The 13,732-nt window shown below is 36.8% G+C and carries 13 protein-coding genes; 1 reads left to right on the top strand and 12 read right to left on the bottom strand.

Features of this window, described 5'->3' with window-relative positions; genetic code table 11:
* Window positions 1-50: 50 nt before the first annotated feature.
* The 3 genes from IGK82_RS02485 to IGK82_RS02475 form a co-directional block, all read right to left on the bottom strand.
* Complete coding sequence (locus IGK82_RS02485) at window positions 51-1,217, bottom strand: serine hydrolase domain-containing protein (protein WP_002355600.1); 1,167 nt, start codon at window positions 1,215-1,217, stop codon at window positions 51-53.
* A gap of 152 nt (window positions 1,218-1,369) precedes the next feature.
* Window positions 1,370-1,750, bottom strand: a complete 381-nt coding sequence (locus tag IGK82_RS02480; RefSeq protein ID WP_002363195.1) for a VOC family protein — start codon at window positions 1,748-1,750, stop codon at window positions 1,370-1,372.
* Window positions 1,751-1,883: 133 nt separating this feature from the next.
* A complete protein-coding gene (locus IGK82_RS02475) occupies window positions 1,884-3,275 on the bottom strand; it encodes an L-cystine transporter (protein WP_002355598.1) in 1,392 nt (463 codons plus the stop codon).
* Between the two features lie 297 nt (window positions 3,276-3,572).
* Between IGK82_RS02475 and IGK82_RS02470 the strand changes: the two genes are divergently transcribed.
* Entirely contained in the window at window positions 3,573-3,908 is a 336-nt protein-coding gene (locus tag IGK82_RS02470) for a hypothetical protein (protein ID WP_010819221.1), read from the top strand.
* Between the two features lie 46 nt (window positions 3,909-3,954).
* On the opposite strand, the gene IGK82_RS02465 is transcribed toward IGK82_RS02470, so the two are convergent.
* The 9 genes from IGK82_RS02465 to ptcA form a co-directional block, all read right to left on the bottom strand.
* Entirely contained in the window at window positions 3,955-4,341 is a 387-nt protein-coding gene (locus tag IGK82_RS02465; RefSeq protein WP_002358717.1) for a DUF1149 family protein, read from the bottom strand.
* A gap of 112 nt (window positions 4,342-4,453) precedes the next feature.
* Window positions 4,454-4,885 carry a hypothetical protein gene (locus IGK82_RS02460; RefSeq protein ID WP_016622621.1) on the bottom strand — a complete coding sequence of 144 codons (432 nt, stop codon included), beginning with the start codon at window positions 4,883-4,885 and terminating at the stop codon, window positions 4,454-4,456.
* A 349-nt stretch (window positions 4,886-5,234) separates the two neighbouring features.
* On the bottom strand, window positions 5,235-5,879 hold the full coding sequence (locus tag IGK82_RS02455) for a deoxynucleoside kinase (RefSeq protein WP_002355594.1): 645 nt from the start codon (window positions 5,877-5,879) through the stop codon (window positions 5,235-5,237).
* Between the two features lie 8 nt (window positions 5,880-5,887).
* Complete coding sequence (gene pnuC, locus IGK82_RS02450; RefSeq protein WP_016622622.1) at window positions 5,888-6,586, bottom strand: nicotinamide riboside transporter PnuC; 699 nt, start codon at window positions 6,584-6,586, stop codon at window positions 5,888-5,890.
* A 555-nt stretch (window positions 6,587-7,141) separates the two neighbouring features.
* Entirely contained in the window at window positions 7,142-8,728 is a 1,587-nt protein-coding gene (locus IGK82_RS02445; protein WP_430605139.1) for an amidase family protein, read from the bottom strand.
* Window positions 8,729-8,924: 196 nt separating this feature from the next.
* Entirely contained in the window at window positions 8,925-9,854 is a 930-nt protein-coding gene (arcC, locus tag IGK82_RS02440) for a carbamate kinase (protein WP_002355590.1), read from the bottom strand.
* An 11-nt stretch (window positions 9,855-9,865) separates the two neighbouring features.
* The gene (aguA, locus tag IGK82_RS02435; RefSeq protein ID WP_002355589.1) at window positions 9,866-10,963 is read right to left on the bottom strand and encodes an agmatine deiminase; all 1,098 of its coding nucleotides are present in this window, start codon (window positions 10,961-10,963) and stop codon (window positions 9,866-9,868) included.
* Window positions 10,956-12,332, bottom strand: a complete 1,377-nt coding sequence (locus IGK82_RS02430; protein ID WP_002355588.1) for an APC family permease — start codon at window positions 12,330-12,332, stop codon at window positions 10,956-10,958. The genes aguA and IGK82_RS02430 overlap by 8 nt, the downstream gene beginning before the upstream one ends.
* 66 nt (window positions 12,333-12,398) lie before the next feature.
* Window positions 12,399-13,418, bottom strand: coding sequence for a putrescine carbamoyltransferase (gene ptcA, locus IGK82_RS02425; protein WP_002355587.1), 1,020 nt, complete (start codon window positions 13,416-13,418; stop codon window positions 12,399-12,401).
* Window positions 13,419-13,732 lie beyond the last annotated feature (314 nt).

Raw genomic sequence — 13,732 nt, 5'->3', positions numbered from 1 at the left:
TCTCAGAAGAAACCTAAAAAGGCTTTGGAGTGATCGTTGTTGCTTCTGCTTTAAAATTTAACAGTTAAATTGGTTACATCATGGAACAACGAACCAATTAATTCTTTATATTTCGCTGGATTCACACAATTAGTTAGCAATATGACCCCGGTTTTCATATCTTTTGAAAATAAAACCAGGGCTTGTTGACCCGCTTCAACGCCGTGTAAGCGTAAATAATTATCATGAACATAGATGCCGCCATGATAAGAACTTTGCTGAGAAGACGTCCATAATTTTTGCAAAAGTGCGGTGGAAACTAAGTGTCCACTCATTAATTGATGTAAGTACCAATACAAATCACCTGTCGTCATATCCACATTCCCAGTCCCAAATTCATGGGCAAAACTAGCTGCGGGAATTGAGAGCACTTGATTATACGAATTGTCTTCTGTCCATTTATAACTTGTTGAATTATTGGGTTGTTCCAATAAGGTTTCATAGAAGCCAAAATTCTTTAAACCAGCCGTTTTGTGATAAAGATTATTAAATAATTCTTGATAGGTACGTTGATACATTTTCTCTAACATTCCTGCTAAAAGGACAAAATTTACTGGGGAATAATTGTATTTTCCTTTATTGACTTGAATGGTATTTTGTTTAACAAATTGAATAATTTCTTCATCGGTAACGATATTATTAGGCATTGCTGATAACTTTAAACCGCTTGTCATATTCAACATATCGCTAATCGTAATATCCTCAGCACCTTGAATTTGCGGATAAAACGTAGCGAGTTTTGTATCTAATGTAAGTTTACCTTCTTCAATCGCTTTTAAGATCAAGGTTGTGGTAAAAGATTTTTGAATTGAGCCAATCTGAAACCTTGTGTTTGGCGTATTGGCTTGTTGCTTTTCAAAATTGGCAAAGCCATATCCTTTATTTACTAAAACCTGATCATCTTTAATGATCAAAGCCGAACCAATATAATTTGTTTCTTGAATTTTTTGATCAAGTTCGCCACTATCTGGTGCAACTATTTCTTTCGTTAAATTCGCATAATTATCACTTCGGCGATCTTCTTCCAAGACCACTTTCGATTCTTGACTAACTTGTGAGTCTCTAGTGAAAAAGAACGTTTTTATTAAATAACCACTACCACCAATCACCACCAACAAACATACTATAAAAAGCCAATTCACTCCTCCATGTCTTTTCTTTGCATGTCGTTTACGCATACCGCTTACCTCCGCCTATTCTATTAACAGCATTATCATACGCTATATTTTCATGAAAATTACAGATTTTAGTAAAATTTATAAAACTTTCAACTTTTATAAAAAACAGCTTGGCACCAGAATCAATCTAGATTCTGGTGCCAAGCTGTTTTTTATTTACTTTCTTGCCCCATCACAGCAAAGTAATTATCATCGTTATCTGCAAAATTAAAAACTAAGCCTGTTGGCAATTGAACCATTTCACCGACAGTAACGCCAGCCTCTTGCATTTTTTTATAGAGACCAATGATATCATCGCTAGCAAACATTAGAGAAGGGGTATTCCCCGCCACTTCTGGTGAATGTTTTTGAATAAAGGCCAAATCATATAAAACAATAATCGTCTCTGCCGATTCACTTGGTGCAATTTCTACCACCAATGTACCGTCAACTTCCTCTCTTTCCTTTTCAACAAAGCCAAACGTTTGCCAAAATTGACTAGATTCCTCAACATTATTCACATATAACATAATCTTTACTTGGTTTGAAAACATTCCTTCACGTCCTTTTGAATTTAGTTAACAACTTATTATATACGTTCTTTTAAATAATTACTGCACTTTCGCTTAAAATCAAAATAAAAGTGTTTGAGCAAGACATTGCTCAAACACTTTTCGTTTTATTGATTTAGATATTTGCATCTAAGACAACGTCGCGATCATTTAAGACATCACGATCTAATTCATGAATACGAGCACTTGTTAACACACCTGCAACCATACTATCGTTAACGTTAACAGCTGTCCGCGCCATGTCAATAAGTGGTTCAACTGAAATTACTAAACCAACAATTGCAACTGGTAAGTTCATTGCGCCTAAAACGATTAGAGAAGCAAAGGTTGCTCCGCCGCCGACACCGGCTACGCCAAATGAACTGATTGTGACAACTGCTACTAACATTAAAATAAATTGTAAACTAAAGACATCAATTCCAACAGTTGGTGCAACGATGGTTGCTAACATAGCTGGATAAACGCCGGCACAACCATTTTGTCCAATAGATAAACCGAAACTACCAGCAAAGTTTGCTGTGGCATCATCGACACCTAATGCTTTGGTTTGTGTTTCAATATTTAATGGTAAAGCTCCTGCACTTGAACGAGAAGTAAAAGCAAAGCTCAAGACTGGAAAAACTTTTTTTAGATACGTAACTGGATTGACTTTTAAAGTAATTAAAATCAGCATGTGAATGGCAAAAACAATGATTAAGGCCACATATGATGCCAACACAAATTTACCTAAGTTAATAATCGCAACAAAATCACTTGTTGCTACAACATTAATCATTAACGCTAACACGCCATAAGGGGTCAAGCGTAAAACTAAGGTAACAATTCGCATGGTAATTTTATATAAACTATCAATTAAATTTGCAAAAAATTCAGCTTCTTTTGGCGCTTTACGACGAACGCCTAAATAAGCGACACCAACAAACGCAGCAAAGATTACCACCCCAATGGTACTCATTGGTCGTGTTCCCGCAAAGTCAGCAAAGACATTTTTAGGAATAAATGAAACGATTTGTTGAGGAATCGTCAAATCTTGAATCGCATCTTGACGCGTCGCTAACTCGGCAATTCTTGACGTTTCTGCAGCACCTTGCGTGAATTTTGCCCCTTGAAGACCAAACGCTAAGGTTGTTCCAATCCCCACCAAGGCAGCTACTGCTGTTGTTCCTAGTAAGGTGGCTAACACATTAAAGCTAATTTTTCCTAATTTATTGGATTCTTTCATTTTTGTAAATGCACCTACAATAGATACAAATACTAACGGAATTACGAGCATTTGTAGAAACGCTACATAACCATTACCTACAATCCCGATCCATTCCATTGATTGCGTAGTAATTTTACTGTCTGTACCAAAAGCAAATTGAATAATTGCACCTAAAACAATCCCCACGCCCAATGCTGAAAAGACACGTGTTGAGAATTTTAAATGTTTCTTTTGCATTTGGTAGAAACCGAATAACACAGCAATAAATGCAAGGATCACTAATACAGTGATGAATGTTGTCATTTTAGTTCCTCCCTATGTTTTTAATGACAAGTACATCAAAGGAAGTAAAGGTTCCCGGTACTCACTCTCCAGTAAATACCCTGAAAACAGCAAACTGTTTCCAGTGATAGTTCTATTGTACCTTATTTTATAGCAAATAGTGGGATAATTTGCTTACTTTTTGATAGAAAATAACCGTTGCGATAGTTTAAAACTATCACCAAGTGTTGTTTTACTAGTCACTGTAAAAATAATTTGTTTTTTGTCCTCTTTCTTTTAAGCTGACGTGGTATACTTAGTTCTAGGAGTTGTAAGCGTATGCAAAAAATTTGTTGGATCCTTTCTGTCAACCGTGATGGAGCGACGTTATTTGTGGGAAGCCCTGCAAATGCGGGTCCTTGGCTCTTTTCAAATAAAGAGCAGCAAAACATCAAAGTCTTTTTTCAACCAACCTATGAAATTGACTTTATCAGTTATGATGTTCTTTCAGAGGAAGTACCAGAAGCTGCGTTCATTTTGTACAATGAAATGCTCGCTCCCTATCTTCCCGAAAAAATCACCAAAGTTGGTCAGCCGATTGCTTATGTGGATATCGCTACAAAAAATTATGAACAGTTTAAAAAAGCTTTGGTTGCTAAATCTTCACAAGAATAAAAACAGCGTTTATAACGGAATCCGTTATAAACGCTGTTTTTAAAGTTTAAGCTTCTTCTGATTGTTGAAAATTCAATTGAACACCTGGACGATCCAGAGCAATTTCAGTTACTTCATAAGATAAACGTTCGACGATGCTAAATAAAGGACGCACAAGTTCATCGACTTCTTCTTGCGAAATATCTTCTTGTTTTTCAATTTTACGATCAATAATGTGATTAATTTGGCTAATCGCCCCTGATAAAACAAATTCGTCAAAGACAATTCGAAATTCTAAGCGAGCAACAAGTGCTGAGCTATTTTCTGGATAATTTTCTTCTTCTACTTCAATTGGTGAAAAACTGACACGTAAATCTGTCTCTACTTCTGAATCAGGTACTCGCATATCATAGTGATACGCTTCAACAATTTCTTGTTGGCGTTTAATTTCCATTGTTTTTTCTCTCCTTTTTTAACAAGATATTCCCCTTTTAGAATATCCAATGGTTTCTTTTCTCAAGTATACCACAAGTCCAAAAGTTGCCTAGACCAAAAAACACAGAAGATCAGACTTTTTTGATAAATTGATTTTGGCAGTTTGAACAAGTGACTTTGATTGTTCCTCGTCCTTTCGGCGCACGTAATGACTGCTGACATTTTGGACATTTAAAATAACGATACTCTTTCTGAGTCATATGTCGCTTGCGAAAAGCATGAACCTTTTGCATTAGGCGTTGTTTTCGAAGAATAAACCATTGATTTTCATTCAATCGCGGGTGAATATGTTTTGAAAAAAAGCGATAATACACGTAGGCGACTGTGATTAAAATCAATAACCGAACCCAAAGATAGCCAGTAAAAATATTGATGAGCGCCAGCACGACACTTGTTAGCAACAGCGTTCGATTCAATTCATCGAACCGTGCATAACGTCCTTGTAAAAATCGTTGCGCTTTTTTGCGCCAACGTAGAATGCGTTCAAACCAAATTTGGCCCATTTATCTTCCTTCTTTCGAGCATTATTTTTTGAATAAATGATTGATTTGCAGAAACTTTCAATCAAAATTTACACTTACTAAGTCCAAATTTTGAACAACTGTTGGTTATTTTCGATGGTATACTTCTAGAGAAGTCAGGTCAACCGATGAATGACTTCGTTGATAATAGCTACCGCTATTTTATACAAACTTAAACTGTCGATAGATAGATTATCCGATTTTAACTTAGGGGAAGGTTAAAATCCGATTCTATAATTTAGCACTACACTCCTTTATTTAGTAGCAACTTTAGCCTATCTATCCACATTTTAAGTCAAAAAGAAGCAAGTCCGGACTTGCTTCTTTTTATTTATCTTTCTAATTCTTCAATTTTCTTCTCAATTAACGCCAAGACATATTGACACGCTTCAGGATCTTCGACAAAATCATATTTATCGCCATCAATTTGAATTTTAGGACTTTCATCATAGTCTTCATACCATTGATCATAACGCTCGTTCAACATTTGATAGTAATCATACAACGTTGGATCTGTCTCAATTTGTTCATAAGGACGGCCACGTTTTTTGATGCGTTCTAACATTTTGGGAAATGAAATACGAATGTGAACTAACAAATCAGGTCTTTTTTTATGCGCAGCATAAGGCAATTCTTGGAGCATATTTTGTAATAAGTCATCGTACACTTTGACCTCTGTTTCGTTGGCACGACCTAAATCTGCATTTAAATGAAAAAGTAATGAATCTTCATAAATCGAGCGATCCAATACATTATTTTCATGCGTTAATGCTTGTTTAATACTATCAAAACGTTTATTTAAAAAATAAATTTGTAATAAAAATGCGTACTTTTCCGGTTCCGCATAAAATAAAGGTAATACCTCATTATCATCAACTGATTCGTAAAAGGCTTCTGAACCTAAACGGTTTGCAATTAAAGCTGTTAAACTAGATTTACCAGCGCCAATCGTACCTGCTAAAACAATCACTGCCATCGAACTCCCTACCTATTTTTTTCCATTTTATTTTTTATCTTCAACCAATTAAACATACCAAAAATTGAGTTAAAAGTATACATACAATACATAACAAATATCGCATAATCACCACCAGCGTGCGTCCCTGCTCGGAACCATAACAAAATTGAAAAAATATTTCCTAGTAGCCAAAACACGAATTGCGATTGATAACGTTTAATCATCAATAACATCCCTGTCGCTGAAACACTAAACGTGATTGCATCTAATGTTTGTTGCGCATCATTTACAAAACCTAACAAAATATATGCAGCTACGCCAATGAGCAGCCACGTTAAAAAGGCATACAACCACTGAATACCTTTTAAAACTTTTACGTCGGTTACTTGACCTGAGCCATCCTCGCTAGCCCGAAGCCAAGCATAAAGCCCTGTAATGTCCATAATAATATAGAAGCTTTGTAAAAGAACTTCCGCATATACCCGTGTCACTAACCCAAAATAGCCAATAATCACTGCACTGATTAACCCAAAAATGTAATTGCTGACTTTTCCTTGGGCAATTAAATTCACACAAATGATGCCGGCTAAACCACCTACTAACGTAATCCAATTCGATGGATTGATAGCGAACGCAACCAACTGTACCCCCACCATCAAAGCTAAAAACAAGTAACTTCTCGTTTCCCAACCTTTAAAATCATTCACCAAAAAATTCTTATTCACGACAAATTTCCGACCTTCCTAAAACCAAACTTTTCTCTGTTGACGTCTCAATAAGAGTACTCCGTTTTAAAAAACAAGTCAATCAGATTTCGGAATAAAAAGAAGATTTTAATACTATATATTGATTGGTAAAATAATAAAATACTACATATAGTTATTTCGCAAGCTTTCTGATATCCTTTATTGCCACAATATTTTCTTCATCTTGCTTTAATCTTCTATGTATTCATGGATTTGTTTCCATCTAATGATTCCTGTGGCAGAACCCTTTACGACGGTAGCGCTCCAAATTAATGTTGCGAAAGCGGAAGCAACCACACATATTCATGCTTCAAACACAGCCATCGTTCACTCTTTTTATTGAAATGCTTAAAAATTGATGGACTTATTTCTCGAATCTGGCCACTTATTAACTTATTACATGAAAACATTCGCCTAAAAAAGCAAAAAAAAACGACTAACCTAAATAATCGACCTACAAACAATTCCTTTCATTTGTAGGTCGATTATCTTTATTAGGTTTGATACGGATGTTTCGCCATTCCTAGTTTCCCTTTACTGATCATCTCTATTTATTTTTTTACTGTTTGCCAACAGCTCGTTGTCTGAAAGTACTATCCGTCCTTTTGTACTTTGTTCAAAGCTGTAAGCTTGCTCAAATAACGTTTGCTCTTTATTGGCAGTTTGTGTAAAAGTCAGCCCATAAGGTTGTCCTTCACTGTTTTTCGCCAAAGGAACAGTCAATTCAGGATATCCTGCCACAGCACTTAAACCCGTACCTTCAGAATCAATAAAGGCATATCCGTCTAATTGTTGTTTTTTTAGCAACGCATCAAACGTTTGCTGTGCTTTTTTAATGGTTGTTTGAATGATTTCTTTATCTGGTTGTTTCTTTTTAACATCTGCTTCTAATAAATCTTGCCCATACTTGGCACGAACCTTTTTATCTTGTTGATTATACGCAATTAGTTCCTCCAGTGTTTTAAATGGTAAATCATAACGTTTCGCAAATTCTTCCAATGCAAACTTAAATTCATTGGAAATAACTTTCCCGCCATCAATCCCTTCCATATCTGGTGTTACCGGAATCACTTCTGCTCCTGCTTTTTGGAGGGCCTTTTTAGCAGTCGCAAATTCTTCTTCAGCACTTGGCATTTCTAGCAACCCAATGCGTTGGCCTTGTAAGTTATTTTTAGTAAATTTCGTTGAATCAATGCTCGGAACCGTGTCTTTCTTAAACGCATTATAGCCTTGCGCAGCATCAACGACACTTCGGGCAATCGGGCCAACTGTATCTAATGACGGTGCCAATGGCAAAACACCTTCGCCACTTACTGAACTGTGGGTCGGTTTAAAACCAACCACTGATTGATGAGAAGCGGGGGAAACAATCGATCCCATCGTCTCAGTGCCTAAAGAGAAGGCGCCGATATTCATCGTCACACTAGCCCCACTCCCAGAACTTGAACCTGAAGGTGTTATTTTGAGCGGCCCATAAGGATTAAGTGTTTGTCCATGTTTGGAACTATAGCCACTTGGTGCTTTCATTGACATATAATTCGCTAGTTCAGATAAGTTTACTTTTCCTAAAATCAAAGCTTGCGCCTCTATTAACTTCTTAACTACTTCCGCATCTTCCTTAGGCTTGAACGTGCGTAAGGCATAAGCTCCTGCACTCGAAATCATGTTGGTCGTATTTATATTTTCTTTCAAAGTAACAGGAATACCATACAAAGGCTTTTTCGGTGTTTGAGAGGCTTGCTGGTCAAATGCCTTGGCTTCCTTAATTACTTGCGGATTGATTTCAGAGATGCTGTTCATGCCATTATCTATTTGATCGAACTGTAAAATACGGTCCAAATAAAACGCCGTAAGTTCTTCATAGGTCAATGCTCCGTTGGCAATCGCTTGCTGTAATTCAGTGATATTTTTTTCAATAATCAACGGTGCTTTGGTCCGAGCTTTTTGTACATCTGTTTCTTTTAATTGGTCTTCAATCGTTTTAACGATTCTCTCTTGATTGTACATTGCTGGGGTTTCTGCCTCAAGAGTGAACTTTTTGAGTATAAACCAATAAGCTGCAGCGCCTATTATGACTAACAAAACAGCAATTATTCCGATTACTTTTAAAAATTTAGACATTTTTATCCTCCTATACCATTTAAAGATTATCTTACTATGTTTATTTTTGCATGACAACTAACAGTTTTGTTCGTTAAAAAGACAAAATAGAGAGTAGGACATCCGTCAAAACGACCGATGTCCTACTCTCTAACGATTAAGATAGTCCGCTAAATGCGTTTGTTTTAGTCTTTTGTAAAAGTTAAATACTGAGAATTTATTGTGTAATTCGTGTACCACTTTCTCCTTTGATTGCTTCCGAAGCTAATTCTAAAAGCCCGATAATCGCCTGGCGGTTTGGTTTACTTTCTGCAAAACTGATGGCCGCTTCCACCTTAGGTAACATACTACCTGGCGCAAATTGATTTTCTTCTATATATTGTTGCATTGCCGTAACCGTAACATCGGTCAAAGCTTGTTGATTTGCTTGACCAAAGTTAACAAAAACATGTTCCACTGCAGTTAATACCACAAAAACATCTGCTTCAATGAGTTCAGCCATTTTTGCTGCCGCAAAGTCTTTATCAATGACTGCATCTACACCATGATAGACTGGACCATCATAGGCAATAGGAACCCCGCCACCACCACAAGCAATTACGATTTGTCCTGCATCAACAAGTGTTCGCAAGCTAACTTTTTCGTAAATATCAACTGGTTTTGGTGAAGGAACTACCCGTCGCCAGCCTCGACCCGCATCTTCTTGATAGACGTTCCCAGTTTCCGCCATCAACTGTTTGGCTGTTTCTTCGTCATAATAACCACCAATTGGTTTTGTTGGTTTTGTAAACGCTGGGTCTTTCGGATCCACCACGACTTGTGTAATTAACGTAACAACTGGTTGTTCCCCTAAATTTCTGGCTACTAGTTCTTCATCAATTGCTTGTTGTAAATGATAGCCAATATAGCCTTGGCTCATTGCTGTGCATTCAGGAAACGGCACGACATCTTCTGGAGATTGACTCGTTTCCTCAAAAGCTAAGCGAATTTTGCCAACTTGTGGCCCGTTGCCATGAGCAATCACCACTTGATGGCCTTGTTCAATTAAATCAACAATGGATTTTGCCGCGGTTTGTGCTTTTGCCAATTGTTCTTTCGAAGAATTTCCTAACGCATTTCCACCTAATGCAATCACTATTTTTGACATCTGTTTCCCTCCTAGCGCTTTGGTTCTTGTTGTGTGATACAGTGAATATTGCCGCCCCCATAAACAACTTCTACCGTATTAACGCCGACAATTTTTTTATCTGGGAACATCGCTTGAACTTGCTCTAAAGCCAAACGATCATTTTCATCACCATACTGTGGCACAATCACGCCATCATTTGTAATTAAAAAGTTCATATAGGATGCGATACAAATATCGCCGTCTTCTCTTGGCATGGTTCCTTCCACGAAATCAATTTTGAAGGAACCTTGAATGGTTACATTTTTGACAGGACAGCATAATTTGTGGACTTTTAATTGGCGTCCTTTAGCATCAGTCATTTTAAGCAAACGTTGATACGCATCTTGTGCCGCTTCATAAAATGGGCTATTTTGATCTTCGGTGTAAATACAAGCCACTTCACCAGGTGCAATAAAACAAGCTACATCATCCACGTGACCATTAGTTTCTTCTGGGTCAATTCCATCACCTAGCCAAAGAACTTTTTCAACATTTAAATAGTCGCATAATTTTTGTTCGATTGCTTCTTTTGAAAGTTGTGGATTTCGACCTTCACTTAATAAGCACATTTCTGTAGTCAAGACTGTTCCTTGTCCATCTACGTGGAATGAACCGCCTTCTAAAACAAAATCATCTGTACGATAAGAATCTACATGCTCAATTTCACAAATTTTTTGTGCAACCAAATCATCTTGGTCCCAAGGGAAATATAAACCATCTACTAATCCCCCCCAAGCATTAAATGTCCAATCCACACCACGGATTTCTCCATGGTCGTTAATGACAAATGATGGTCCACAATCACGAACCCAGGCATCATTGTTTGACATTTCGTAAACCGTAATTTCTGGCGGCAATTGGCGACGGCAATTTTGAAATTGTTGTTGAGAAACCACCACATTCATCGGTGTAAATTGACTAATTGCTTTGGCCACATTAGTAAAAGCTTCTTGGACAGGTTTACCACCATCACGCCAATTATCCGGTCTTTCTGGCCAAATCATCCAAACTTTCTCTTGTGGTTCAAATTCTCCTGGCATTCTAAAGCCATCTTGTTTAGGGGTACTTCCTACAATTCGTTTAGCCATTTTCTTTCGTTCCCTTCTTAATTTTTTTCACGTAAATAATTACTTCACCAAACAGAATAAAAATGATTGCCCCAATTGTGATTGGTAATTTTTCATTTAATGCTGCGGGACTAAAATCTAAAGGCACTGCTGTGAAAATCAGTGAAATAATAATCATAATCATTGGCAAAACCACTAAAACTTTTAAAAATCCTGGTTTTCCGTTAACTTTAAACGGACGTGGTGTATCGGGATCAATTTTTCTAAGCTTATAAAAAGCTGGGAAAACTGGGATATACGATAACAAGAATAGGACGACATTCAAGGAGAAAAAGGCCCAGAATAAATCTTGATTAGGTAAAATTGGTGCTAATACAATGACCACCGATGCCACAATGCCATTCATCAAAGCAGCCCCAATTGGCATGTCATTTTTCTTACTACGTTTTTCAAAAAATTTAGGCATGTCACCATTTTCAGCAGCATAACAAGCTGTATTATTGACTCCTAATGACCAAGAAATCATGTTTCCGAACAACGTAAGAAGGAATAGGAAAGCCATTAACATAATGAACCAACCTTCTGTCGAGCCTGTCAATAGTTTAAAGCTATCCATCATACCACTGCCGGTACTAATTTGATCGGTGGGAATCGCTACCCCAATTCCAAAGGCTGAAAAAATATAAATGGCCGCAATGACTAACCCCGCTGCTACAATAGCTTGTGGAATTTGCTTCTTAGGATTTTCCATATCATCTGCAAACGTACAGATGACTTCAAACCCTAACAAATTAAAAATGATTACAGAAATAAAAGATAAACTCCTTAAGTCAAACGTTGGTAGCATTGATTTCAAGGTAAATTCATTGGCAACACCTTTCGTCAAGGCTACATACAATCCTAGCCCACCAATTAAGACTGCTAAAACCATCTTGATTACGGCAGCTCCATTTAGAATCCAGATACTGTCGCTGACTGGATAAAAACTAATCCAAACCACAATCCAAGTAAAAATTAATTCAACAATAATCATCATCGGTGTTGAAAACTTAATACCTGTAATTGTCGTTAATAGTTCTGGCGTCATAACGGCTAATGAAGCTAGCCACAATGGATAATTAATCCAATAATACCAAGAAACTCTGGCACCCCAACGATGACCATATGCTTTGGTCACCCAATCATAGATGCCCCCTTCACCAATATAAGTTGTTCCTAATTCTGATGAAATTAACCCATATGGCAATAGGAATGCAATTAATAAGAAAATCCACCAAAAAAACTGAGAATTACCAATTGCAGCAACAGGCGCCGCTGCTTCAGCAACGAAAACCACACAGATGACTGATAAAATGGCACTCGTTAAACTAAATTTCTTTTTCCCCTCCATGAAGACTCTTCCTCTCTTTATAAACTGTCCACTGATTCATTTTTTCAATCAGTGGACAGTTGGCCGTTAAATGCTTTGAGTGTCTAAGAAAACTTCTAGTTCTTTTTTCGCTTCTGCTTGCTTGATTAAATCATAAGGATTTTTTGCTTCATAATCATTCATAAGATATACTAATAAGCCACGAATAGATGTTAAACGGTTTTCTGCTTCATCGAAACAAATAGAATTTTTACCGTCAATCACTTCATCAGTTACTTCTTCCCCACGTGTTGCTGGTAAACAGTGCATGAATTTACAATTGGCACCTGCCCGATCCATCATTTCTTGATTCACTTGATATTTTGGATAGAAAACCTTCATACGTTCTTCTTCAGATAATTCCGCTTCGTACAAGCCATACCAAACATCCGTGTACAAGAAATCAGCGCCTTCAACAGAACTTGCATCATCTGTGACCAAAAAGCTACCGCCTGAAACTTCACAATTTTTTGCTAATTTCGCTTGATGCTCTTCATTTAATTGGAAGCCTTCTGGACCGAAGTGAACAAAATTCATGCCCATTTTTGTTGTGATTAATCCTAAAGAAAAACAAACTTGTGTCGCATCTCCGACAAAGACAACTTTACAATCTTCTAATTTTTTGCCTTCTGGTAAATGCTCAACCATGGTACACAAATCACCTAATTCTTGGGTTGGATGATTGTAATCAGACATACCGTTAATGACTGGGATAGTAGCACAATTAGCTAAATCAACAATACTATGGTGACGTTCCACACGAGCCATCAAAATATCTACTAAACGTGACAATACACGGCTGGTATCTTCAATCGTTTCATGTCCCCCTAATTGAATTTGACCAGGTGCTAAATATTCGCCATGTCCACCTAATTGTTCCATTGCAGTTTCAAAAGATACTCGTGTTCGAGTTGAAGATTGTTGGAAAATCATTCCTAAAGATTTGTTTTTTAACAGTTGCGGATAATACCCATTTTTAATCGCTTCTTTAATTTTTAATGATAAATCGACTAAGTAGTGCATTTCCTCTTTCGTATATGTTTCTGTTGTAACGTAATCTCTTTTCATGATGTGTTCCTCCTAAAAGTTGTTTTTGTTTACACATTGACTTTACCAAGTTTAGCGAAGAGTTTACTATCCACCAAAAGTTAGAAAACGCTTTCTTTCTTGGCGTGATTTTTCATTAAAAAAAGTTTATTTATGGTTATAAACCGTTGGTACACCAGGGGTTTATAAAAGTTTAGGCGGATTTCTCTCTAATTTCTGACCAATCATAGATTTGAAAATGGTATAATTATTTTGAAAAATCATTCACTTAAAATAAAAGATGAAAGGGGTTTCCAATCGTGACATTTGTTTTTATTTATAACATCTTGTTGATT

This window comes from Enterococcus sp. AZ197, assembly GCF_050556405.1.
Taxonomy (GTDB): domain Bacteria; phylum Bacillota; class Bacilli; order Lactobacillales; family Enterococcaceae; genus Enterococcus; species Enterococcus faecalis.
The sequence above is the reverse complement of the archived record's forward strand: the minus strand, read 5'-3'. Positions and strand labels throughout refer to the sequence as shown.